Source organism: uncultured Pseudoflavonifractor sp. (genome assembly GCF_944387805.1).
GTDB lineage: Bacteria > Bacillota > Clostridia > Oscillospirales > Oscillospiraceae > Pseudoflavonifractor.
In genome coordinates this window covers 1-23,758 of the sequence record NZ_CALXGI010000004.1, presented here as the reverse complement: position 1 = coordinate 23,758, position 23,758 = coordinate 1, and the positions used below count along the sequence as shown (strand labels likewise).

23 protein-coding genes are annotated in these 23,758 nt (G+C 63.0%); 17 read left to right on the top strand and 6 right to left on the bottom strand.

Features of this window, described 5'->3' with window-relative positions; translation table 11 throughout:
* The first annotated feature begins 146 nt into the window (after nucleotides 1-146).
* The 3 genes from Q0K06_RS01985 to Q0K06_RS01975 all read left to right on the top strand — a co-directional run bounded on the left by Q0K06_RS01985 (nucleotide 147) and on the right by Q0K06_RS01975 (nucleotide 4,356).
* Entirely contained in the window at nucleotides 147-521 is a 375-nt protein-coding gene (locus tag Q0K06_RS01985; RefSeq protein WP_294547858.1) for a MarR family transcriptional regulator, read from the top strand.
* Between the two features lie 66 nt (nucleotides 522-587).
* A complete protein-coding gene (locus tag Q0K06_RS01980) occupies nucleotides 588-2,321 on the top strand; it encodes an ABC transporter ATP-binding protein (protein ID WP_294547856.1) in 1,734 nt (577 codons plus the stop codon).
* On the top strand, nucleotides 2,314-4,356 hold the full coding sequence (locus tag Q0K06_RS01975; RefSeq protein WP_294547854.1) for an ABC transporter ATP-binding protein: 2,043 nt from the start codon (nucleotides 2,314-2,316) through the stop codon (nucleotides 4,354-4,356). The genes Q0K06_RS01980 and Q0K06_RS01975 overlap by 8 nt, the downstream gene beginning before the upstream one ends.
* A 60-nt stretch (nucleotides 4,357-4,416) precedes the next feature.
* On the opposite strand, the gene Q0K06_RS01970 is transcribed toward Q0K06_RS01975, so the two are convergent.
* Genes Q0K06_RS01970 through Q0K06_RS01960 form a run of 3 tightly spaced genes read right to left on the bottom strand, consistent with a single transcriptional unit; the run spans nucleotide 4,417 to nucleotide 8,650 of the window.
* Nucleotides 4,417-6,732: a transglutaminase domain-containing protein gene (locus Q0K06_RS01970; RefSeq protein WP_294547852.1), complete on the bottom strand. Its 2,316-nt coding sequence runs from the start codon at nucleotides 6,730-6,732 to the stop codon at nucleotides 4,417-4,419.
* Complete coding sequence (locus tag Q0K06_RS01965) at nucleotides 6,729-7,736, bottom strand: DUF58 domain-containing protein (RefSeq protein WP_294547850.1); 1,008 nt, start codon at nucleotides 7,734-7,736, stop codon at nucleotides 6,729-6,731. Before Q0K06_RS01965 ends, Q0K06_RS01970 begins: the two co-directional genes overlap by 4 nt.
* Complete coding sequence (locus tag Q0K06_RS01960; protein WP_294547848.1) at nucleotides 7,736-8,650, bottom strand: MoxR family ATPase; 915 nt, start codon at nucleotides 8,648-8,650, stop codon at nucleotides 7,736-7,738. Before Q0K06_RS01960 ends, Q0K06_RS01965 begins: the two co-directional genes overlap by 1 nt.
* 421 nt (nucleotides 8,651-9,071) lie before the next feature.
* On the opposite strand from Q0K06_RS01960, the gene rimP reads away from it, so the two are divergent.
* The 10 genes from rimP (at nucleotide 9,072) to ribF (ending at nucleotide 17,984) form a co-directional block, all read left to right on the top strand.
* Complete coding sequence (rimP, locus tag Q0K06_RS01955) at nucleotides 9,072-9,527, top strand: ribosome maturation factor RimP (RefSeq protein WP_294547845.1); 456 nt, start codon at nucleotides 9,072-9,074, stop codon at nucleotides 9,525-9,527.
* Nucleotides 9,528-9,573: 46 nt separating this feature from the next.
* Nucleotides 9,574-10,764, top strand: coding sequence for a transcription termination factor NusA (nusA, locus tag Q0K06_RS01950; RefSeq protein WP_294547843.1), 1,191 nt, complete (start codon nucleotides 9,574-9,576; stop codon nucleotides 10,762-10,764).
* 42 nt (nucleotides 10,765-10,806) lie between these two features.
* Complete coding sequence (locus Q0K06_RS01945; RefSeq protein WP_294547840.1) at nucleotides 10,807-11,079, top strand: YlxR family protein; 273 nt, start codon at nucleotides 10,807-10,809, stop codon at nucleotides 11,077-11,079.
* Entirely contained in the window at nucleotides 11,072-11,662 is a 591-nt protein-coding gene (locus Q0K06_RS01940; RefSeq protein WP_294547837.1) for a ribosomal L7Ae/L30e/S12e/Gadd45 family protein, read from the top strand. Before Q0K06_RS01945 ends, Q0K06_RS01940 begins: the two co-directional genes overlap by 8 nt.
* 125 nt (nucleotides 11,663-11,787) lie before the next feature.
* Nucleotides 11,788-14,184, top strand: coding sequence for a translation initiation factor IF-2 (gene infB, locus Q0K06_RS01935; RefSeq protein WP_294547829.1), 2,397 nt, complete (start codon nucleotides 11,788-11,790; stop codon nucleotides 14,182-14,184).
* Between the two features lie 203 nt (nucleotides 14,185-14,387).
* Nucleotides 14,388-14,798, top strand: a complete 411-nt coding sequence (locus Q0K06_RS01930) for a hypothetical protein (protein WP_294547827.1) — start codon at nucleotides 14,388-14,390, stop codon at nucleotides 14,796-14,798.
* A 54-nt stretch (nucleotides 14,799-14,852) separates the two neighbouring features.
* The gene (gene rbfA, locus Q0K06_RS01925; protein ID WP_294547817.1) at nucleotides 14,853-15,242 is read left to right on the top strand and encodes a 30S ribosome-binding factor RbfA; all 390 of its coding nucleotides are present in this window, start codon (nucleotides 14,853-14,855) and stop codon (nucleotides 15,240-15,242) included.
* A 5-nt stretch (nucleotides 15,243-15,247) separates the two neighbouring features.
* Nucleotides 15,248-16,195 (top strand): DHH family phosphoesterase, encoded by a 948-nt coding sequence (locus tag Q0K06_RS01920; protein WP_294547813.1) that lies wholly within the window; start codon nucleotides 15,248-15,250, stop codon nucleotides 16,193-16,195.
* A gap of 10 nt (nucleotides 16,196-16,205) precedes the next feature.
* The gene (gene truB / locus Q0K06_RS01915) at nucleotides 16,206-17,075 is read left to right on the top strand and encodes a tRNA pseudouridine(55) synthase TruB (RefSeq protein ID WP_294547810.1); all 870 of its coding nucleotides are present in this window, start codon (nucleotides 16,206-16,208) and stop codon (nucleotides 17,073-17,075) included.
* Between the two features lie 3 nt (nucleotides 17,076-17,078).
* Nucleotides 17,079-17,984: a riboflavin biosynthesis protein RibF gene (gene ribF / locus Q0K06_RS01910; protein WP_294547807.1), complete on the top strand. Its 906-nt coding sequence runs from the start codon at nucleotides 17,079-17,081 to the stop codon at nucleotides 17,982-17,984.
* Between the two features lie 50 nt (nucleotides 17,985-18,034).
* Here ribF and Q0K06_RS01905 read toward each other — a convergent pair whose 3' ends face one another.
* Nucleotides 18,035-19,144, bottom strand: coding sequence for an LCP family protein (locus tag Q0K06_RS01905; protein WP_294547804.1), 1,110 nt, complete (start codon nucleotides 19,142-19,144; stop codon nucleotides 18,035-18,037).
* A gap of 124 nt (nucleotides 19,145-19,268) precedes the next feature.
* Nucleotides 19,269-19,544 carry a hypothetical protein gene (locus Q0K06_RS01900; RefSeq protein WP_294547802.1) on the bottom strand — a complete coding sequence of 92 codons (276 nt, stop codon included), beginning with the start codon at nucleotides 19,542-19,544 and terminating at the stop codon, nucleotides 19,269-19,271.
* A 135-nt stretch (nucleotides 19,545-19,679) separates the two neighbouring features.
* On the opposite strand from Q0K06_RS01900, the gene Q0K06_RS01895 reads away from it, so the two are divergent.
* Genes Q0K06_RS01895 through Q0K06_RS01880 form a run of 4 tightly spaced genes read left to right on the top strand, consistent with a single transcriptional unit; the run spans nucleotide 19,680 to nucleotide 22,882 of the window.
* Nucleotides 19,680-20,342: a Crp/Fnr family transcriptional regulator gene (locus tag Q0K06_RS01895; protein WP_294547800.1), complete on the top strand. Its 663-nt coding sequence runs from the start codon at nucleotides 19,680-19,682 to the stop codon at nucleotides 20,340-20,342.
* Between the two features lie 35 nt (nucleotides 20,343-20,377).
* Entirely contained in the window at nucleotides 20,378-21,454 is a 1,077-nt protein-coding gene (locus Q0K06_RS01890) for an ABC transporter substrate-binding protein (RefSeq protein WP_294547798.1), read from the top strand.
* Nucleotides 21,429-22,295, top strand: a complete 867-nt coding sequence (locus Q0K06_RS01885) for an ABC transporter permease subunit (RefSeq protein ID WP_294547795.1) — start codon at nucleotides 21,429-21,431, stop codon at nucleotides 22,293-22,295. The genes Q0K06_RS01890 and Q0K06_RS01885 overlap by 26 nt, the downstream gene beginning before the upstream one ends.
* Nucleotides 22,292-22,882: an ATP-binding cassette domain-containing protein gene (locus Q0K06_RS01880; RefSeq protein WP_294547792.1), complete on the top strand. Its 591-nt coding sequence runs from the start codon at nucleotides 22,292-22,294 to the stop codon at nucleotides 22,880-22,882. Before Q0K06_RS01885 ends, Q0K06_RS01880 begins: the two co-directional genes overlap by 4 nt.
* A 50-nt stretch (nucleotides 22,883-22,932) precedes the next feature.
* Here the strand turns inward: Q0K06_RS01880 and Q0K06_RS01875 are convergent.
* The coding region (locus tag Q0K06_RS01875) for a DUF1846 domain-containing protein (RefSeq protein WP_294547790.1) at nucleotides 22,933-23,758 on the bottom strand (826 nt) is incomplete at its 5' end.

Here is a 23,758-nt window from a genome sequence, read left to right as displayed (position 1 = left end):
TTTTCCCTATTGACATCCATTTTTTATCTCACTATAATATGTTAGCTATCTAACTAAAGTGAGGGGGGGGGGCGATCGCCATACAACGCCAAAATTCCGTTGGCTTTCTCATCCGCAGCCTGTCCAACCTGCTCAGGAGAAAGATGATGGAACTGTCGCCTCCATCGGACGAGCGCCACGGCAGCACAGAAACCGAGTGTCTCATCATGGGTTTTCTCTGTGATTATCCGGACCGGGCGCTCTACCAGCGAGATGTGGAGGAGGCATTCTGTATCCGCCGTTCCACCGCCTCCCGCTTTCTCCAGAACCTGGAGCGGGACGGCATGCTCGTCCGTCAGAGCGTTCCCCAGGACGCGCGGCTGAAAAAGCTGATCCCAACGGAAAAGGCCCTGGCTGTCCATGCGGATATTGCGGAGAAGTTTCAAATTGCCGAGAAGCTCATGACTGCCGGCCTGGCAGAGGAGGAACTGGAACAGTTTATTGCCACAGCGCGGAAAATTCAGCGCAATCTGCTGAAATAGTTTCTCAAGGCGGCTGCCCGCCCGGCCCCTATATCCCCACGATTCCAAGTGCAAAGGAGCGATTTCATGATCAAACGTCTGATCGCCTGTATTCAGGAGTACAAACGGGACACCATTTTGACCCCCATCTTCGTTATCTTTGAGGTGGCCTTTGATGTCCTAATCCCCATGATGATGGCCCAGCTCATTGATAAGGGCATTGAGGCCGGAAACATGACAAATATCCTGCTTTATGGCCTGCTGCTGGTGGTTATGGCCGTTGTAGCCCTGATTTTCGGCGCCCTGTCCGGCCGGTTTGCCGCAAAGGCCTCCACCGGCTTCTCCCGCAACCTGCGCCGGGAGATGTATCATAACGTACAGCAGTTCTCCTTCTCCAACATTGACAAATTCTCCACCGGCGGCATCATCACCCGCCTGACCACCGACGTGACCAACGTGCAGATGGCCTTCATGATGATCATCCGCATCGCTGTGCGCTGCCCCATCATGCTCATCTGCGCCTGGGCCCTTACCTTCACCATCAGCCCCAAGCTGGCCCTTATCTTCCTGGTGGTCATTCCCATTCTGGCGCTGGGCCTGTACTTCATCATGACCAGCGCTCACCCCATCTTCGAGCGGGTGTTCAAAAAGTACGACTGGCTCAACAACGTGGTGCAGGAGAACCTGCTGGGCATCCGGGTGGTTAAGTCCTTTGTCCGTGAGGACCATGAGCGGGCCAAGTTCGGCAACGTCTCCAACGAGATCTTTACCGACTTCACCAAGGCCGAGAAGCTCATCTCCTTCAACGCGCCTCTGATGCAGCTGTGCGTGTACGGCTGCATGCTGACCGTGTCCTGGCTGGGCGCCCATCTGGTGGTGGGCGGCGAAATCACCACCGGCAACCTGACCAGCATGTTCAGCTACATTATGATGATCCTTATGAGCCTGATGATGTGCTCCATGATTCTGGTGCAGATTATTCTGGCCCGCGCCTCCGCCGAGCGTATCTGCGAGCTGCTCAACGAGGAGAGCGACCTGAAGAACCCCGCCAACCCTGTCACTGAGGTGAAGGACGGCTCCGTGGTCTTTGAGAACGTCAGCTTCAGCTATGCCAACGACCCCTCCAAGGAGTGCCTGAAGGATGTAAACCTGACCATTAAGTCGGGCGAGACTGTGGGCATTCTGGGCGGCACCGGCACCTCCAAGACCACCCTGGTCCAGCTCATCCCCCGTCTGTACGACGCCACCGAGGGCCGGGTGCTGGTAGGCGGCGTGGACGTCCGGGACTACGATATGGAGGCCCTGCGGCAGCAGGTGGCCATGGTGCTCCAGAAGAACGTGCTCTTCTCCGGCAGCATCAAGGAGAACCTGCGCTGGGGCGACGCCGACGCCACTGACGAAGAGATGGTCCATATGTGCCGTCTGGCCCAGGCCGACCCCTTCATCCAGGAGTTCCCCGACAAGTACAATACCCACATTGAGCAGGGCGGCTCCAATGTGTCCGGCGGCCAGAAGCAGCGGCTGTGTATTGCCCGCGCCCTGTTGAAGCGGCCCAAGATCCTCATTCTGGACGACTCCACCTCCGCCGTGGATACCAAGACCGACGCCCTGATCCGCCAGGCCTTCCGCAACGAGATCCCCGACACTACCAAGTTCATCATCGCCCAGCGCATCTCCTCCATTGAGGACGCGGACAAGATTCTGGTGATGGAGGGCGGCAGAATCAGCGCTATGGGCACCCATCAGGAGCTGCTTCAGAACTGCCAGACATACCGTGAAATCTATGAGTCCCAGACGAAGGGAGGCGGCGACGATGAATAAGAATTCCCAGCCCTCCGCCGGCAAGCGCCACACCGCCGGCCGGATCCTCAGCTATGTGTTCGCCGGCTACAAATTCCGCTTCTTCCTGGTGCTGCTGTGCATTCTGGTCAGCGCCATCGCTTCTGTGGGCGGTTCTCTGTTCCTCCAGGCCCTCATCGACGACTACATCGCCCCGCTGCTGACCATGGAGACCCCGGTGTACACCGCGCTTCTCCAGGCCCTGCTGATGATGGCCTGCCTGTACGTCACCGGCGCCCTGTGCACCCTGGCCTATAACCGGATTATGGTGGCCATCTCCCAGGGCGTGCAGAAGACCATCCGCGACGACCTGTTCAGCCACATGCAGACCCTGCCCATCAAGTACTTTGATACCCATGCCCACGGCGACGTGATGAGCGTGTACACCAACGACGTGGACACCCTCCGTCAGATGCTCTCTCAGAGCATCCCCCAGATGTTCAACTCTGTGGTCATGATCGCCGTTACCTTCTTCGCCATGCTGTTCAAAAACGTGTGGCTGACCCTGGTGGTGCTGCTGTGCGTGTGCTTCATGTTGCTGGTCACCCGGTTCATCGCTGGCCGCAGCGCCAAGTACTTTATCCGCCAGCAGATGAAGCTGGGCGACCTGAACGGCTACATTGAGGAGATGATCAACGGCCAGAAGGTTATCAAGGTCTTCTGCCACGAGCAGGAGGCCGAGAAGGGCTTTGACGAGGTCAACGACGCCCTGTGCGAGAGCGCCTATCAGGCCAACAAGTACGCCAACATCCTCATGCCCATCATGATCAACATCGGCAACATCCAGTATGTGATTGTGGCCATGGCCGGCGGTCTGATGGCCCTGGGCGGCTTTGACGCCGGCATTACCCTGGGCGTCATCGCCTCCTTCCTCCAGCTGTCCAAGAGCTTCAGCAACCCCATCAGCCAGATTTCCCAGCAGCTCAACTCCGTCATCATGGGTCTGGCCGGCGCTGAGCGTATTTTCAGGCTCATGGATGAGCCCTCCGAGGAGGATCACGGCGTGGTCACCCTGGTGAATGTGTCCTACGACAAGTCGGGCAGCCAGCTGGAGGAGAGCGAGAACCGGACCAACCTCTGGGCCTGGAAGGTCCCGCACAGCGTGGGCGCCACCATGGTGCCGGTGCGCGTACAGGAGGACGGGCGCCTCACGGAGCTGAAAAAGCCGGAGGACGGCTCCACCTGGGCCTGGAAATACCCGGAGACGGAGACCGGCCCCTCCTACCGCGTCATTCACGGCCCTGTGCGCAACGTGGAGGGGGAGAATTACTACCTGATCAAGCTCTCCGGTGATGTGCGCTTCGACGGTGTGGACTTTGCCTATGAGGAGGGTAAGACCATCCTCCACGGCATCACCCTCTTCGCCAAGCCCGGTCAGAAGCTGGCCTTTGTGGGCGCCACCGGTGCAGGCAAGACCACCATCACAAACCTGATCAACCGGTTCTATGACATCGCTGACGGAAAGATCCGCTATGACGGCATTTCTATCAACAATATCCGCAAGAGCGACCTGCGCCGCTCTCTGGGCATTGTGCTCCAGGAGACCAACCTGTTCACCGGCACGGTCCGGGAGAACATCCGGTACGGCAACCTGGACGCCACCGACGAGGAGGTGGAGGCCGCCGCCGTGCTGGCCAACGCTGACGACTTCATCCGCCGCCTGCCCCAGGGGTATGATACCATGCTCACCGGCAACGGCGCCAACCTGTCTCAGGGCCAGCGGCAGCTCATCGCCATCGCCCGTGCCGCTGTGGCCGATCCCCCGGTGATGATTCTGGATGAGGCCACCTCCTCCATCGACACCCACACCGAGGCCCTGGTCCAGCAGGGCATGGACAGCCTGATGAGCGGGCGGACTGTGTTCGTCATCGCCCACCGGCTCTCCACTGTCCGCAATTCCGATGCCATCATGGTGCTGGATCATGGCCGCATCATCGAGCGGGGCAGCCATGACGACCTGATTGCCCAGCACGGCGTGTACTACCAGCTCTACACCGGCGCCTTCGAGCTGGAGTAAGAGTTTCCTTTCGTATACAAAAGCCTGCCTGACGCATCTGCGTCAGGCAGGCTTTTTTGTTTAATATAGCCCCAGAATATACCGGAACACCAGCCGCTCCAGCCGCCTGCAGCTCCGGTCCGCCGCGTTTGCGTCCCGCTCCATCAGGGTACGGGCGTTCTCCCGCTCCTGCTCCGTCAGCACGTGGGCGCTGAAGGCGGCCTTCTTGGCCAGGGCCTCCAGAGTTGGGTCCACGGCGCCGCCGGTACGGGCGGCTACCTTCTCCATGTAGAGGTACATCTCAATCACCGCCCGGTTGGGATCGGCCTGGCTGAATTTCCGGGCTCTGCTCCGGGCGGCCAGACGGCGGCGGAGCACCAGTCCCGCCGCAGCCAGCGCCAGCACAGCCGGAATGGTCAGCAGCCACAGCCAGGGACTGAGAGACTCCCTCTCCTCTGTCTCCGGCACCTCCACGTTCTGGGTGGGCCGGGGCGCCTGGCTGTGAGTAGGGGCGGGGGTGGGCTCGGCTGTCTGGGTCTCAGAGGGCTCCGGGGTCTCCTCCGGCTCCCGCTCCCAGGCAAAGGTGCCGTCATAGCCCGGCGTCACCTCCACCGGCTGCCAGCCGTATCCGCCCAGATACACCTCCACCCAGGCGTGGGCGTTGTAATCCGGTACGTCCACCCACTCCCCCGCCACCGTGTCCGCCACATAGCCGGACACATACCGGGCGGGAATTCCCATGCTCCGCAGCATCAGGGTAGCGGTGGTGGCAAAGTGCATGCAGTAGCCCCGGCCCTCATTCAGGAAGTGGGTGACAAAGTCCGTCCCTTCCGGGGCGGCGGGGGTATCCGGATCGTAGACCGCGATGGAGGCCAGGTAGGCCGCAATATACCGGCCCAAAATAACCCCGTAGTACGGCATGCCCTGTTCTAAGAGCTCCTCCGCCTCCTCCACTGTGTTCTGGCTGCGCCACACCTGCATATCCTGCACCAGTCGGGCGATCTCCGGCGCCAGTTCCTCAGGGATCTGGAGGTAGTTCTGGTTGACAAAAAACCGATAGTTCTGCTCCGCCAGGGCGGCGTCTCCCGTGAGCCGGGCCCGGAGCGGGCTGGCTGTCTCCCGGGCGTAGAGGATGTGGGTCCACACGCCGGTGCCCCGGGCCAGATATGCGTCTCCCACAAACTCCGCGCCGGTCATCCGATCGGGGGTGGTACTCAGCTGGTAGGGGGTGTACACGAACCGGTCGGCCGCGCCCACGTTCTCCACCTCGATGCGGGTGGTATCCGCGCCGGAATTCGCCATGGCGGGGAAATTGATGGGCTGATAGTCCCCAATACCGTCTATCGACAGTTCTGTCCCGCTCGCTATGGAGGAGATGGCAGCCATATTGGGCACAGTAAACGTCCAGCCCTCCCGCATCTGCCGGTAGGTCTCATCGGGCAGCTGTTCCCACCCGCCGCCGGTGTACACGGCGGAGGAGAAGCCCCGCAGGTAGATATGGCCGGTGGTCTCGCTGCGCACCCGGAGGGCCGTGTCGCCGTCAAAGTCCAGGGGCCCCACCCGGCTCAGGTCAATCTGGTCAGTGCCGGAGGCCAGTCCCAGGTCCGCTCCGGCGCTGGTCACGCCCCGCCCGGCCGCTGCCAGGCGGTCAATGATCTCCAGCCGGGCCTCCTCCGCCCAGCCGGTCTGCTCGTAGTCCTCCCGGGGCAGGGCCAGCTCCAGCCCCACCAGCAGCAGTATGCACAGAGGCAGCGTCATGAGCACGGTCTTGGCGCTGCCGGACAGGTCAGTCTTTTTGGTCTGCCGCACCAGCAGGCCAATGCTCCAGAACAAAAGCAGCATCAGCAGGGGCGTCCAGCCGGGCGTCACCGTCACAGACAGGGGCAGCGCCAGCAGAGGAAACGTGCCCCAGAAGGTCAGCCAGAAGGACCGCATTCTCTGCCACAGCCAACCAATCCAAAAGCCCAGGGCAGCAGTCACCAGGAGAAACAGGGCGGTAACGGCCGCCGCCTCGCTCCCCAGGGTTGTCTCCCCAGCCAGGGATGTGATATCCAGAGTCACATTGCTGCCCAGAGCCCAGGCAAAGATGTTCACCACCTGCCGGGCCAGCACCAGCCCGCCCAGCGCCAGCAGATCCAGCCAGCGCCAGACCGTTGCCGCCAGACCGGCGGCACAGCCCAGATAGAGCGCTCCTCTGACCCAGCGCCAGGGCAGAGCAAACACCGCTGTAAAGAAAAGAACACACGCCAGGCAGGTGACCGTAACCGCCCGGTAGTCTACCGGCAGGTGAAAGGCCGAAATAAGGCAGAAGACCGTGCCGTACAGGCCCAGAAAAAGCATGAGGCAGTCGGAGAGCACCACCATCGTGCGGCGGGTAAGGGTGAGATTTTCTTTCATTGGGCGCCCTCCTCTCCCCCGCCGTCCCCGGCGGTGATGTGGAGGCTGCGGACCAGGGCGTCGCCGCCGCTCCCGCTCAGCCTTCCTGCCCCGGCGTGTCCGCTATCGGGGGCCGGCGTGGAGAAAATCTCCCACTGGCAGGCACGCAGTTCAGTCAGGCTGGACACCTTTCGCTCCCTGATTCGTCCGGTATCCCCCAGCCATCGGACGGCGTGGGGCCGCTCCCGCTCGATGAGAGCCCGGGACACCGCGTCCAGCCGGTCCTGAATGACGTCCAGCTCCTCCGGGGTGCCGAAGTGGTCAAAGCTGAGGACAATGACGGCCTTCTGAGGCTCCAGGGTCTCCCGCACCACCAGGGAATCCACCTTGGTGGACAGCTTCCAGTGGACCGAGCGGAGGGGGTCTCCCGCCCGGTAGGGCCGCAGGTCGTAGTCCTCTCCGGGGCCGCCGCCGGGCCGGGGGCGCATGACCTGGTTCTTCTCCGCTCCCAGCAGGGCAGGCACCGGCTCGGGGGGCAGGTCCAGGGGGAGCACTGCCAGCTCGGTTTCCGGCGGGGTGGGCCGCCGGAGGGCGAACAGCCCCAGCAGATCGCACACCCGCACCCGTGCCACCCGGCATCTCACCACGCCGCAGTGGCCGGTGGGGAGGCTTTCCCGCCGGACAGCCCCCAGGGACGCCCCGGACAGTCTGACCCGGATCCGGCCGGACTGACCGTTCATGGCATTGTCCCACACCAGGTCCGCCGTCAACCGCCCCACCGGCAGGCGGCTGCGGCTGACAACGGTGAGCTGGGCCTCCGCCGTCTCGTTCCGGCGCACCGCCCGGGCGGACACTGCCAGCTCCACAGTGCACCCCAGCATCCCCGGCAGGCTTACCAGCAGGGCGAACAGGGGAAACACCAGAGCCAGCACCAGGACATAGAGTGAAAAATAACCATTAAAGCAGATGAAAAAGAGTACCGCCGCCCCCAGCGCCAGCAGGTACCCAATCCGACACCGGGCCATTACCGCACCCTGGGCGGAGCCACCGCCCGCAGCACGTCCTCCAGCGGATCGTTCTCCCCGGCTCTGGGGGAGAGGATGAGCCGGTGGGCCACCGTATCTTTGAACACCAGCGTCACGTCCTCCGGCAGCACATAGTCCCGGTTCCGGACAAAGGCAGCGGCCTTGGCCATGGCGGAGAGGGCCAGAGAGGCCCGGGGACTGGCCCCCTGTTCAATCATGGGGTGAACCCGTGTGGCCCCTATCAGGGCCACGATATAGTCCAGCACCTGCTCAGACAGGTGGACGGCATCCACCTGCCGCTGGAGTTCCAGCAGGCCTCCGTGGTCCACCACCCGCTCCACACCGTCCAGCGGGTTACCTCCCTGCTTACGGCGGAGCATCTCCTTCTCCGCCTCGGGGGCCGGGTAGCCCATGGACAGCCGTACCATGAACCGGTCCATCTGGGAGTCGGGCAGCAGCTGGGTGCCCGCGGCCCCCGCCGGGTTCTGGGTGGCGATAACGATAAAGGGCCGGGGCACCGGGTGAGACACGCCGTCCACCGTCACCTGCCCCTCCTCCATGGCCTCCAGCAGAGCGGACTGGGTGCGGCTTGTGGCCCGGTTAAGCTCGTCGGCCAGGAACAGATTGCACAGCGCCGCGCCGGGCTGGTACTCCATCCTGCCCGTCTCTTTATTATAAAGAGAGAAGCCGGTGATGTCGGAAGGCATCACGTCAGGGGTAAACTGCACCCGGTTATAATCCAGGGACAATGCCCGGGAGAAGGCCAGGGCCATGGTGGTCTTGCCCACGCCGGGGATGTCCTCCAGCAGGATATGCCCCCGGGCCAGGATAGCCAGCAGGGCTCGAGCCAGCACCTCATCCTTGCCTACCACCGCTTTCTTCACTTCCTGCAAAATATGTGCTGCCTGGTTCATATCGCTCTCCTCATTTCCCTTTCATATGTGGAACCATGTCCGATTCCATCCATACGCCCTGTCAGAAATGCGGGCGTTTTCTTTTCATTGATATTATTTTAGGGATAATCCTCACTTATGTCAACGCAGAAAACAGCGGCGCGGTTGACTGCCGCTCCAGTTCTCTGTGATAATATCGCAGCAAAGTGAAAACATGTTGCATCCAGTCCGTTTTTCTCCTCCTGCCTGCTGTTCCGTTCATTTTTACCCGCCCGTTCCCAGTGAAAAAACGTGGAAAGGCCTTGCAATAAAACGTGTTCCGTGGTATACTGCATATGATAGTAGAGGAAGTATGGTGAGAGTGGGGCTTTGCTCCGCTCTTTATTATTGAAAAAAACCGGTTTGGTTTTTTCTGACATCTTGTACCGAAGGAGGCTCCTATATGGCGAAAGTCACCGAGCTGGTCCGTGTGCTGGCCCAGCCCATTGCGGCGGAAAACGGCTGCGGCATCTGGGACGTGGAGTATGTACGGGAGGCGGGTACCTGGTTTCTCCGGGTCTATCTGGACAAGGAAGGCGGCGTGACCATCGATGACTGCGAGGCTGTGTCCCGCCCCTTGTCCGACGCCCTGGACGAGGCTGATCCCATTGAGGGCAGCTACACCCTGGAGGTCTCCTCCGCAGGCATTGACCGGGTTCTCCGGCACCCCGAGCACTTCACAGCCTTTCTGGGCTCCGAGGTGGAGGTCCGCCTCTACCGCCCCATGGAGGGCCGTAAGGACCATGTGGGCCTTCTGAGAGGTTATGACAACGGCGATGTGACAGTAGAGCTCCCCAGGGGAGCCGTGACCTTCCCCAAGAAGGACGTAGCCCAGGTACGGCTGTACGTCCGTGTTTGATTCCCGCCGGGAATCCGTTATGGTATAAGGAGTTTGATGAAGGATTATGGCTAAGAGAAATACAAAAGCTCAGAAGAGCAATGAGCTGGACGGCAAGGAGTTCTTCGCCGCCATTGATATGATCGAGCGGGAGAAGGGCATTCCCAAGAGCTATATGCTGGAGAAGATCACCCAGGCCCTGATCAGCGCCTACAAGCGGGACCACGAGGGCGCCGGGGACAATATTGTGGTGGACACCAACGAGGAGAAGGGCGAGGTCCGCATGTTCGTCAAGAAGGACGTGGTAGAGACTGTGGACAATCCTTTCACTGAGATTGGTCTGGCCGACGCCCGTCAGCGTCTTCCCCGCATCCAGCTGGGCGACGTGGTCCGCGTGGAGGTCAAGACCAGGGACTTCGGCCGCATTGCCGCCCAGACCGCCCGCCAGGTCATCATCCAAGGTATGCGGGAGGCCGAGCGGGGCATGATCTATGATAAGTTCAGCTCCAAGGAGCATGAGCTGCTCACCGGCGAGGTTATCCGCATTGATCCCCGGTCCGGCTCCGCCAGCCTTCGCATCGGCTCTGGCAGCGAGGCCACCGAGGCCTTCCTTTCCGTAAGCGAACAGGTCCGGGGCGAGACCATCCACGAGGGCGACCGGCTCAAGGTCTACGTGGTGGAGGTCCGCCGCTCCACCAAGGGCCCCCAGGTTCTCATCTCCCGCACCCACCCCGGCCTGGTCAAGCGCCTGTTCGAGCTGGAGGTGCCCGAGATTTACGACGGCACTGTGGAGGTTAAGTCCATCGCCCGTGAGGCTGGCAGCCGCACCAAGCTGGCTGTCTGGTCCGCCGACCCCAACGTGGATCCCATCGGCGCCTGCGTGGGTCCACGGGGCCAGCGGGTAAACAACATTGTGGAGGAGCTCAAGGGCGAGAAGGTGGACATCATCAAGTACTCCGAGGATCCCGCCGAGTACGTGGCCGCCGCCCTCTCCCCCGCCGACGTCATCAGCGTCACCACTCTGGACGACGGCAAGAGCTGCCGGGTGGTGGTGCCCGACGACCAGCTGTCCCTGGCCATCGGCAAAGAGGGCCAGAACGCCCGTCTTGCCGCCAAGCTCACCGGCTTCAAGATCGACATCAAGCCCGCCTCCAACCCCGGCGGCGATGATGAGGAGCGCGACGAGGTGCTGGCGGACGATGCGTCCGTGGAATCCGCTGAGCCTGCCGGCACCGACGACGAGCCCCTGGACGTGTAATTTATGTTCTGATTTTTCCCGTGGAAAGGGGGCGCTTGTCCCATGCCAAAAAAAATTCCCCTGCGCCAGTGCCTGGGCTGCCGGGAGATGAAGCCCAAGAAGGAGCTGATCCGGGTGGTCCGCTCCCCCGAGGGCGAGGTCTCTCTGGACTTCAAGGGCAAAAAGCCCGGCCGCGGCGCTTACGTCTGCCCCAGCCCCGAGTGCCTGAAAAAGGCCCGGAAGGCCAGGGCGCTGGAGCGCGCCTTCTCCGCCCCCATGCCCGACGAGGTGTGGGAGGCCCTGGAGGCGCAGATGAAGGAGGCCCCCGATGTCTAACGCCATTCTCTCCCTCATCGGCCTGAGCAAAAAGGCCGGACGGCTGGAGGTGGGCGAGGAGCCGGTGGGCGCGGCCGCCCGCGCCCGCCACGCCAAGCTCCTGCTGGTGGCCAGCGACGCCGCCGCCAACACCCGCCGCCGCTGTGCCCATTTCGCCGAGGCAGGCGCTGTGCCCTGGGCGGAGCTGCCCTTCACCAAGGAGGAGCTGGGCGGCACCGTGGGCCGCAGCTCCTGCGCCCTGGTGGCCGTCACCGATATCGGCTTTGCCTCTTCCCTGGCCGCCAAGCTCTCCGCCCTGAATCCGGAGCAGTACGGCGACCTGGCCGCCGCCCTGGACACCAAGGCCCAAAAGGCCCTCCAGCGGCAGAAGGAGCAGCGCCAGCACGAGAAAAATCTCCGTGAGGGCAAGCGCAAGCCCTGGGCCGCTCCCCCCAAGGAGCAGAAAGCCAAGCCCGCCAAGGAGCAGCAGGTCCCCGACTCTGTCCGCAGGCTGCCCATAAGCGGCTCCCCCCGGCCCAAGGCCCCGAGAGGCAAGCTCACCGCCAGAATCCGGTCCCGCCAGGCTCCCAAGTCCCAGACATGAACAAGTTTTTCCCGCCGCTAGGGCGGTTTCCCATAGAGAACGTATCCGTTTCGAGCAGAGAGCTTGTTCCAATAAGAAAGCGCAGGAAATCCTGCCTGCGTTTTCCTATTGGTGCAGGCTCCACAATGGAGGTGGCTCATTTGCTGAACAAATACCGTGTGCATGAGGTTGCAAAGGATTTTAAAATGAACTCTAAGGATATCGCCGATATCCTCACCAAGTACGCAACCACGCCAAAGAACCATATGCAGGTGCTGGAGGACAGCGAGCTGTCCATCATCTTTGAGTATCTGACCCAGCACAACCAGGTGGACAGCATCGAGAGCATTTATGCCGATGTGTACCACGAGCCCAAGAAGGCGGAGGCCCCCAAGGCCGCTCCCGCCCAGCAGGCTCAGCCCCAGCAGAACGCCAAGCACAGGGAGTCTCCCAAGGCTCCGCAGCAGCAGGGCCAGCGGCCCGCTCCCCAGCAGAACCAGAATCCGGCCCAGAACCAGCAGCGGCCGCAGCCGCAGGTTCAGGAGCGCCGTCCCACCACCCGCGTGCCCGAGAAAAAAGTGGTGGACACCCGCAAGAGCGGCAACGTGAACCTGGATAAGTACGACGAGCGCTTGGAGTCCTTCACCTCCGAGCGCCAGCAGCAGGGCGGCGGCAAGCAGAAGTTCCAGGGCCGCAACCAGCGCCGGAACAACAGCTTCCAGGGCAGCAAGCGCCGGGCCGAGGAGCAGGAGAAAATGCGCCGGCTCCAGGCTGAGATTGCCAAAAAGCACCCCACTGTGGTCAAGATCCCCGATGAGATCGGCGTGGGCGAGCTGGCCAGCCGGATGAAAAAGACCGGCGCCGAGGTGGTCAAGTGCCTGATCAAGAACGGCGTTATGGCCTCCCTGAGCGACATCATCGACTTCGACACCGCCGCCATCATCGCGGAAGAGATGGGCTGCAAGGTGGAGAAGGAGGTCATCGTCACCATCGAGGAGAAGCTCATCGACACCGCCGAGGACAAGGAGGAGGACCTGGTGCCCCGCGCCCCCGTGGTGGTGGTTATGGGCCACGTCGACCACGGCAAAACCTCCCTGCTGGACTATATCCGCAACGCCCACGTGGCGGCCGGCGAGGCCGGCGGCATCACCCAGCACATCGGCGCCTACCAGGTGGACGTCCAGGGCAAGCCCATCACCTTCCTGGACACCCCCGGCCACGAGGCCTTTACCGCCATGCGCGCCCGCGGCGCCATGATCACTGACATCGCTATTCTGGTGGTGGCTGCCGACGACGGCATTATGCCCCAGACCGTGGAGTCCATCAACCACGCCAAGGCGGCCAACATTCCCATTATCGTGGCCATCAACAAGATGGATAAGCCCACCGCCAACCCCGAGCGCATCAAAGAGCAGCTCACCAACTATGAACTGGTGCCCGAGGAGTGGGGCGGCGAGACCATCATCTGCCCCATCTCCGCCAAGACCGGCGAGGGCATCGACAACCTGCTGGACATGGTCATCCTGACCGCTGAGATGCAGGAGCTGAAGGCCAACCCCAACCGCTCCGCCCACGGCGCCGTTATCGAGGCCCGGCTGGATAAGGGCCGCGGCCCTGTGGCCACTCTGCTGGTGCAGAACGGCACCCTCCATCAGGGCGACATCATCATCGCCGGCACCGCCGTGGGCCGTGTCCGCGCCATGACCAACGCCCGGGGCGAGAAGGTCACTGAGGCCGGCCCCTCCGTCCCCGTTGAGATCATCGGCATGAGCGAGGTGCCCGGCGCCGGCGACGACTTCCACGCCGTGGCTGACGAGCGCATGGCCCGGGAGCTGGTGGAGCAGCGCAAGCACGACCAGAAGATGGCCGCCTCCGGCGGCGTGAAGCAGAAGGTCAGCCTGGACGACCTGTTCAGCCAGATTCAGCAGGGCGAGATCAAGGACCTGAACATCATCGTCAAGGCCGACGTTCAGGGCTCCGCCGAGGCGGTGAAGTCCTCTCTGGAGAAGCTGTCCAACGACGAGGTCCGGGTGCGGGTCATCCACTGCGCCGTGGGCGCCATCAGCGAGAGCGACGTCATGCTGGCCACCACCTCCAACGCCATTATCGTGGGCTTCAACGTCCGCCCCGACAACAACGCCAAGGACACCGCTGCCCGCAACAAGGTGGACATGCGGATGTACCGCGTCATCTACGACTGCATCGAGGAGATCCAGACTGCCATGAAGGGCATGCTGGCCCCCAAGTTCAAGGAGGTCTTCCTGGGTCAGGCCGAGGTTCGCGAGGTGTTCCGCATCACCGGCGTGGGCATGGTTGCCGGCTGCTATGTCACCAACGGCAAGATGCAGCGCGGCGCTCAGATGCGCCTCCTGCGGGACAATATCGTCATCTACGACGGCTCCATCGCCTCCCTCCAGCGCTTCAAGGACAGCGTGAAGGAGGTCGCCCAGGGCTACGAGTGCGGCATCACCTTCGAGAAGTTCCAGGACATCAAGCAGGGCGATGTCATTGAAGCCTATCTAATGGAGCAAATTGAGGTATAACTCTACTTCTTGCGGGGTTCCCCCGGTCCGGCACAGCCGGCCCGGCCTGCGCTAAAAATTTGCCACCGGCAAATTTTCTTAACGCTGCGGTGGAGCAGATTGAAGTGTAATCCCTTATCCCCGATTTTACAGACCCCAAAAGCAGGGCGGGCGTTTTCGCCCGCCCTGCTTTGCTTATTTCTTTCCCAGAACAGGAGGTCTCCATGAGCTGCGTGTATCTTCTGGCCGCTTCCCACCCCCTGCGCCTCTGCGATTCCGCCCTTCGCCGTCTCCGCGCGGTGAAGGTTGGCCGCACAGACTTCACAGTTGAGGAGGACGGCTTCTCCGTTCAGCCCCATGAATACTACCGCTGTGCGGTGAACGACCTGGCTTTGGACATGCAGCCCTATCGGTACGAGCTGAACCTGGCTCCCACCCGGGAGGACGCCGCACAGCTTCGGGCCTATCTGTCCAAGAACTGTGCCCGCGGCGAGACTGTAGAGCTGTGGCGCCTCTGGGTAGGCGGCGAGACGTACAGAGTCCGCCGTTTTTTCGGGCCCCTGTCCGCCCTGGAGCAGGACACCCTGGAGCAGCTGGAGGAGCATCCCCAGACCTGCCTGACCATCACAATATAGCGCGGAGCGTATGTTTCAAGCGCTTCGCCCACTGATTTGAAAGGAGAGCCGATTATGGCGAGCAATCGAATCGGACGCATCAATGAAGAAATCCAGCGGGAGCTCTCGGGCCTCATCCGCACGGTGAAGGACCCCAGAGTCCACGGGCTGGTCTCCATCACCGCAGTGGACACCACCACCGACCTGCGGTATGCCAAGGTCCACGTCAGCGTATTGGATAAGAGCGACGTGGGCGAGGTGGTCAAGGGCCTCAAGTCCGCCGCCGGCTATCTCCGCCGGGAGCTGGGCGCCGCCCTTTCCCTGCGCTATACTCCGGAGCTTATCTTTGAGAAGGACGACTCCATGGCCCAGGGCGCCCACATTCTGAGCATGCTGCGGGACCCCGAGGTGGTCAAGCCCGCCAATCCCGCCAACGCCCACATCAATCTGGACAGCGAGGAGTGACCCCCATGACCTATATCCAAGCCGCCGAACTGCTGCGGCGTCAGGACAACATTCTCATTCTTACCCACCGCCGCCCCGACGGGGACACCATCGGCTGCGCGGTGGGCCTGTGCGCTGCCCTGCGGAAGCTGGGCAAAACCGCCTGGCTCCTGCCCAACGCCGACGCCTCCAGGCTCTTCACCCCCTATCTGGAGGGATATCTGGCCCCTGATGGCTTCTCCCCCGACTTTGTCGTCAGCGTGGACATTGCAAGCCGGGGGCTTTTCCCAAAAAACGCCCAGTGCTGGCTGGAGAAGGGCGTGGATCTGGCCATCGACCACCACCCCTCCAACGAGGGCTTCGGCAGAGAAAACTGCGTGGACCCGGGTCGGGCGGCCTGTGGTGAGCTCATTTACGACATCATCTGCCAGTGGGGCCCCGTCTCTCCCGCCGCCGCCCTGCCCCTGTACCTGGCCGTGTCCACCGACACGGGCTGCTTTGTGTACAGCAACACCACCTCCGGCACCCATCGGGTAGCCGCTGCCCTGATGGATACCGGCATCGACTACCGGAGCGTCAACAAGCGGCATTTCCGCACCAAGAGCTTCAAGCGCCTGCGGCTGGAGAGCATGATCACCCGGGACATGGAGCTCTTTGACAACGGCGCCATCGCCATCGCCGCCGTCACGCTGGACATGATGAAGGCGCTGGACGCCCACGAGGAGGACGCTGAGGACATCGCCGCCTTCGCCGGACAGATTGAGGGCGTGGAGACCGCCGTCACCATCCGTGAGCTGTGCCCCGGCGAGTGCAAGCTCTCCGTCCGCACCTCCGCCGGACTCAACGCCTCGGCGGTGTGCGCTCTGCTGGGCGGCGGCGGCCACGCCGCTGCCGCCGGATGCTCGGTGATGGGCACTGTGGCCGATGCCAAGGCCGCCATTCTGGACGCCATCCGCCAGATTCAGCAGGGCTGAGGAGACGGCCATGGCGAACGGAATTATTGTAATTGACAAGCCCTCCGGCTGGACCAGCATGGATGTGTGCGCCAAAATCCGCGGCGTGCTCCACGAGCGCCGGGTGGGCCACGCCGGAACCCTGGACCCCATGGCCACGGGAGTACTGCCCGTCTTTGTAGGCCGGGCTACCCGGGCGGTGGAGTTCGCCGCTGAGGGCGGCAAGGAGTATGTGGCCGGGCTGCGTCTGGGCGTTGTGACCAACACCCAGGACACCTCAGGTACGGTGCTGGAGGAGAAGCCCGTATCCGCCGACCGAGCCGCCCTGGAGGCCGCACTGGCCCCCTTCCGGGGAGACATCCTCCAGATTCCCCCCATGTACTCCGCCATCAAGCGGGACGGCAAGAAACTCTACGAGCTGGCCCGGAAGGGCCAGGAGGTGGAGCGGGAGCCCCGTCCTGTGACCATCTACGGGCTGGATGTGGTGGAGCAGACCGGCCCCGCCGACTATCTGCTGCGGGTCCAGTGCTCCAAGGGCACTTACGTCCGCACCCTCTGCCACGACATCGGTCAGGCCCTGGGCTGCGGCGGGTGCATGTACTCCCTCCGCCGCACTGAAGCCGCCGGATTCTCTCTGGACCAGGCCGTGACGCTGGATGCCATTCTGGCGGCGGAGGACCCGCAGAGCCTGCTGCTGCCGGTGGACACCTACTTCTCCCGCCATCCCTCCCTGACGCTCCCTGCGTACGGGGAGAAAAAGGTGCGCAACGGCTCGGCGGTATCTGTGCCCCAGGCGGCTGACGGCCAGTACCGGGTCTATGGTGAGAGCGGCGCCTTCCTGGCTCTGGGCCAGGTAAAAAACAGCCGTCTCACCACCATCAAGAGCTTTTTCGAGGTGTAAGCAATGGAGCAGAAGAAAAGGGTCATCGCTCTGGGGTTTTTCGACGGCGTACACCTGGGCCACGGCGCTCTGCTGAGCCGTGTGTCCCAGGTTGCCCGGGCGCTGGGCGCCATCCCGGCCGCCGTTACCTTTGACACCCATCCGGAAAACTTGATCATCGGCAGCCCCATGCCCCTTATCAGCTCCCCTCTGGACCGGGCGGAGCTGATGCGCCGGTATTACGGTATCCAGGAGGTCATTGTGGCCCACTTTGATGACCGGATGATGCACATGCCCTGGCGGGATTTTGTCACTGACTTTCTCGTCCGGGAGAACGGCGCCGTCCACCTGGTGGCGGGCCATGATTTCCACTTCGGCTACAAGGGAGAGGGCAACCCGGAGCGGCTAAAGGCTGTCTGTGCCGAACTGGGCATTGGATGCGACATCATCCCCAAGGTGGAGCTGGACGGCATCACCATCTCCTCCACCTACATCCGCACCCTGCTGGCCCAGGGAGAAATGGAGCGGGCCAACTACTTTCTGGGCCACCCCCACACCCTGACCGACACGGTGTCCCACGGCAAAAAGCTGGGCACCACTCTGGGCTTCCCCACGGTGAACCTCCACTTTGCTCCCGGCGTGCTGGTGCCCGCCCACGGCGTATATGCCACCAAGGTCTGGTTTGAAAACGGCAGCAGCCGTCCGGCGGTGACCAACATCGGCGTCCGCCCCACGGTGGACGACCACGGAACGGTCAACGTGGAGGGCTTTATTCTGGACTTTGACGGGGATCTGTACGGCCAGACCATCCGTATGGAGTTCTACCGCCATCTCCGCGGGGAGCGGAAGTTCCCCAGTCTGGAGGCTCTGCGGGCCGAGGTCATGCATAACGCCGACCAGACCCGGGCCTATTTTGCAGCCCATCCCTGAGCACAAATAAAACGCGCGTCTGCCGCTCGGCAGACGCGCGTTTTATTTTCTCACTTGACCTGGAACATATTGGTCATGTCCATGGTGATATCGGTGCTGTAGGGGTTAAGATAATTGTTGATGATCTCCAGGGACTCCTCAGGGTAATACTGCCAGCACCAGCTCCAGCCCTTGTAGCTCACCTCGCCATTGCCGGGGAAGATGGCGGTGGTGACGCTGCTGTCAAGGTCCACATAGATGGCCCGGGTGGCGAAAAAAGCCAGGTCGCTGGCCGACATGTTGGTCTTCACGTTCTCCCCCACAATCTCGGTAAACTCCTTGATCTTGGGGATACTGTTCCAGGACACCAGTTTGCGGGCGATGGCCACCATCAGCTCACGCTGGGTCTGCTCCCGGTTGGTGCCGCTGCCGGCGTACACGTCGTAGACGTTGTTGGGATAAACGCCCGGCCCGTCGGAGTTCTTGCGGCAGCGGGCAATCTCCAGCACCTGCTGACCGGTGAGGCCATAGTGCATGCCCTTGTCGTAGTGGATGTGGAGGTTCTGGTCGTCGGCGTCGTAGTTCATATCCACGGGGACATAGAAATCCACGCCGCCCACTGCGTCCACAATCTCCACAAACGCCTTCAGGTCCACCGTCACATAGAAGTCAATGGGAATGCCCAGCATATCGGCCACTACGGCCCGCAGCTCGTCAATGCCGCCGTAGGAGTAGGCGGAGTTGATCTTATAATACCTGTGGCTGCCGTACTTTCCATTGACCAGAGTATCCCGGGGGATGGACACCAGGGCTACCTTCTGGTTGGGCACGTCGTAGGACGCCACCATAATCGTATCCGAGTTGCCGCTGACCTGGTCGCTGGCGGCCAAAAGGAAGGTGTAAAACTGGTCTTTCCTCTCCAGGGGCTGCTGGCTGGGCGTAGCTGTGCTCTCGTCAATATCCGGCGTGTCCGGGTTGTCCGCGGGGTTTTCCGCCGGCGCATCGCTGGCAGGCGTCGGCGGGGTCTCCACTGTGGGCGCGGGGACCAGAATCTGAAACAGCGCATAGGTGGTCACAATCACCGCAGAGAGCACCACCACAGCGGCATAAAAGGTCCGCAGCGCCCTGCCCAGCGGCGAGCCCCGCCGTCGCTTCTTCCTTCTCTTTCGTGCTCCTGCCATGGGGAATGATCACGCCCGCTTTCTTTCGTGTTATGTCAACGAACACTATTATACTGGATTAGACGAGCAGGGGCAAGAAAAAGTTGTTGAACTTTATATTCTTTTAATGTTTGGCTGTCCCCTGTCACAGCTTGGCCAGCAGCGCCGCTGTCAGGGCGTTGACCGCCCCCAGCAGGTCCACCAGCGACTGATTCTGGCGCACCGACTGCTCCACCAGCTGCTCCAGCAGCGCCCGCTCCGCCTCGCTGTCCCGGCAGCTCCCCTGCGGGCGGACAAAGACTGTATTGGGGTTGATATATCGGTTCATGGGCGTCTTTTCCAGGGCTTCCCGGGCGCTCCCGGGCCGGGCGGCATCCCGCCCCTGCCCGTCCCGCCGGGCCCGGCATCTGCATTCTGCCATCGGCATTACCTCCATTCTCTGCCCTCATTCTATGCACCCCGCCTTGCCTACGCGCCGAAAGATGCTTGACTTTTCCAGAAAAACACGGTATTCTAAAAATTGTATCAAATGAGACAGTTTTGGGAGGCGGTATATATGGCGGAGCTGGGGCGATCCGATCTGGCTCTGCTGGCCCGCACGCCCCTCTTCCAGGGGCTGCCCGGAACCCTGGCCCTCCGTGCAGCCGCTGACCGGAGAGCCACTCTTGCCCAGGCAGCCCGCGGGGAGACCATCTACACCCCCCACGCCTTCTCCCGCAGCCTGGGGGCGGTGCTCTCCGGCAAGGTTGAGGTGCGCAAGGGGGAACTGATTGTCAGCGTGCTGGAGCCGGGGGATCTGTTCGGCGCCGCCGCTCTCTTCAACGACCGCACAGACTACGCCGCCCAGCTCACCGCCCGCTCCCCCTGCCGTCTGCTGCTTCTGCCCCAGGAGCTGGTAGAGGAACTAATGGCCGCCTCCCCCGCCCTGGCCCGGCAGTACATCCGCTATCTCTCCGGACGCATCCGCTTTCTGGAACAGAAAATTGACAGCCTTATTGCCGGCACCGCTGAGGAGCGGCTTACCCGCTTTCTCCGCACCAAGGTCCGGGACGGGGTAATCCCTCTGGACTGCTCGCTCACCGGCCTGGCTGGGCGGCTCAACGTAAGCCGGGCCTCGTTGTACCGGGCGCTGGACTCCCTGGAGCACCGCGGCGCTATCCGGCGGGAGGGCAAGGCCATCCGGGTGCTGGACCCGAAGCTGCTGGAGCCGGAACCGTAACCCACTGTGATTTTATGAGAAAGGATATGACCCCCATGAAGAAGAAATGTCTCGCACTAACCCTGGCGCTGGCCCTTGTCCTGGCCCTGGCGGGCTGTGGAAATCCCCAGGCCTCCGTCTCTCCCTCCCCTTCCGTCTCCCCCTCGCCCACTGAGAGCGTGGAGCCCACCCCCACCCCCACTCCCGAGGTAACCCCCACCGAGCCCACCGGCGACCGGCCCCAGGTGTCCCTGGCCGTCCTCAGCGGCCCCACCGGCATGGGCGCGGCCAAGCTCCTCTCCGACAATGACGCCGGCACCACCGCTCTGGACTATGACGTGACCATTGCCGCCAGCCCCGACGAGATCACCGGCAAGATCATCAACGGCGACCTGACCATCGCCGCCATCTCCACCAACCTGGCCGCCACCCTCTATAACAAGGACGCCGGCATCCAGATGGTGGCGCTCAATACCCTGGGTGTGCTCTATATTCTGGAGAACGGCGAGAGCGTTCAGTCCATGGCCGACCTGGCGGGCAAGACCATCTACGCCCCCGCCAACACCAGAGGCTCCAACCCGGAGTATGTGCTCAACTACCTGCTGGAGCAGAATGGTCTCACGCCCGGCGAGGATGTTACCATCGAGTGGGCTCCCGCTGATGAGATTACCACCGGAATGGCGGACGGCTCCATGAGCCTGTGCATGCTGCCCGTGCCCGCCGCCACCAGCGTGCTGATGCAGAATCAGTCCACCCGCCAGGCCCTGGACCTGACCGAGGAGTGGGACAAGGTGACCACCGACAACAGCGTCCTTACCATGGGCTGCCTGGTGGTCCAGGCCGACTGGGCTGAGGAGAACCCCGACCTGCTGAACACCTTCCTGGAGGAGTACGCCGCCTCCATCGACTATGTGACCAGCAATCCGGATGCCGCCGCCGAGCTCATCACCCAGTACGGCATCACCCCCAAGGCCGCCATCGCCAAGGCCGCCATTCTCCAGGCCAACATGGTCTGTATCACCGGCAAGGACATGATGGAGGGCATTCAGGGCTACTTCGACGTGCTGTGGCAGGCCGATCCCACCTCGATCGGAGGGTACATCCCCGATGACGCGTTCTATTACATCCCCTGACAATCAAAAAACGCCCGGCCGCTCCATGGGCCGGGACATCCTGCGGGCTGTCATACCCCCTGCCTTCTGGCTGGGGGTGTGGCAGCTTGCCGCTATGTGGGTGGGCCGGAAGGCCATTGCCGCCGCCTGGGCGGCCGGAGACAGCGCCGCGCTGGTCAAGGCTGTCATAGAGGGTAAAGCCCTCCTGCTCCCCGGGCCTCTGCTGGTGCTGCGCACCCTGGCGGAGCTGGCCGTCACCCCCCTGCTGTGGCAGAGCGCCGCCCTGTCCCTGGCTCGGATCTTCTCCGGCTTTCTGGGGGGCGCTGTGTTGGGCGGCCTGCTGGCCGCCGCCTGCGCCGCCTTCCGCCCCGCCCGGCTGCTGCTCTCCCCCGCTGTGGGCGTCATTCGGGCCACGCCGGTGGCCTCCTTCATTATCCTGCTTCTGCTGTGGGTGACCACAGGTTTAGTGCCCGCCGTGTGCGCCGGGCTGATGGTGCTGCCGGTGGTGTGGGGCAACATGTACAAGGGCATTATCCAGACCGACCCTCTGCTGCTGGAGGGGGCCAGAACCTGGCGCTTTGGCCGGTGGAAAACCCTGCGGCTGGTGTATCTGCCCTCGGTGCTGCCCTACTTCGCCAGCGGCTGCTCCACCGGCCTGGGTCTGGCCTGGAAGGCGGGCGTGGCCGCCGAGGTGCTCTGCGTGCCCAAGCTGGCCATCGGCTCCCAGGTGTACTACTCCAAGCTCTATCTGGAGACACCTTCCCTTTTCGCCTGGACCATCACGGTGCTGGCCCTCAGTTTCCTGCTGGACCGGATATTCGGCGCCCTGTTCCGCCGCATGGAGAGGGGGCGGGGGGCGTGAATGAACTGCGCATCACCGGCGCCGCTGTCCGCTTTGGAGACAAGATTGTGCTGGACAATTTCTCCCTCACCCTCCCTCTGGAGGGCATCACCGCTCTGTCGGCCCCATCCGGCTCCGGCAAGACCACCCTCATGCGGGTCATTGCCGGGCTTCAGTCCGGAGAATCGGGCACCGTGGACGGCCCTGCGCCCCGGGACATCGCCGTCCTCTTCCAGGAGGACCGGCTTCTGCCCTGGCGCACCGTGGAGGAGCACATCACCGACGTGCTGCCCTCCAGACGCCGCCAGGAGGCAGAGCACTGGCTGGCCCTGGCCGAGCTGACCGGAGAGGAGAAGTCCTTCCCCGCTTCCCTGTCCGGCGGCATGTGCCGCCGTCTGGCGCTGGCCCGTACCCTGGCCCTGGGCGGGGCGCTCTATCTGCTGGACGAGCCCTTCAACGGAGTGGACCCGCCCCGGATTGGCCGCATTCTCTCCCGCATCCGGGAGTTAGGCGTTCCCGTTCTGCTGGCCAGCCACGACCGGGAGGTGCTGGACCTGGCCGACCGGGTCATTGTGCTGGAGGGACCTCCTCTGCGGGTGGTCCCCTGAGACGAAAAACGCCCCTGTCAGCGTCAGGCTGACAGGGGCGTGCTGTTTTCTTACCGGTGGTAGAGCTTGTTGGTCTCATACTGAGGCTCGCAGGTCAGGTGCATGCCCAGCTTGCCGTAGGTCACGCTGTCCGCCGGGGAGAGAATGACGCTGGAGTGGGCGTCGCAGCCACGGAGCGCGGAGAGCTGCTCCAGCGCGGAGGCGGCCAGGGGGTCGGCGGCAGCGGAAATGGCCAGGGCGATGAGAATTTCATCGCTGTGGAGCCGGGGGTTGGTGGAGCCCAGGTGCTTGACCTTGACCGTCTGAATGGGCATGATGGCCTCGGGGGAGATGAGGTGCTTCTCGTGCTCAATGCCTGCCAGCTGCTTCAGGGCGTTGAGCAGGGCGGCGGAAGAGGCGCCCATCAGACCGGTGGTCTTGCCGGTGACCACCTGCCCGTCGGGCAGCTCGATGGCGGCGGCGGGATTGCCGGTCTCCTCGGCCACCTGGATGGCGGCGGCAATCACCGGACGGATAGCAGGGGTGATCTTGGCCTGCTGCATGAGCAGCTCCAGCTTGTACACCGTCTCGTCCCCGGTCTGGTTCTGCTTGCGGTCGCAGAGGGCAGCGTAGTACCGGCGGACAATCTCCTGCCGGGCGGCGTCCTGAACGGCCTCGTCGTCAAAAATACAGTTGCCCGCCATATTCACGCCCATGTCGGTGGGGGACTTGTAGGGGCACTCGCCGGTGATCTTCTCAAACATGGCGGACAGGACGGGGAAGATCTCCACGTCCCGGTTGTAGTTCACGGTGGTCACGCCGTAGGCGGACAGGTGGAAGGGGTCGATCATGTTCACGTCCCCCAGGTCGGCGGTGGCGGCCTCGTAGGCCAGGTTC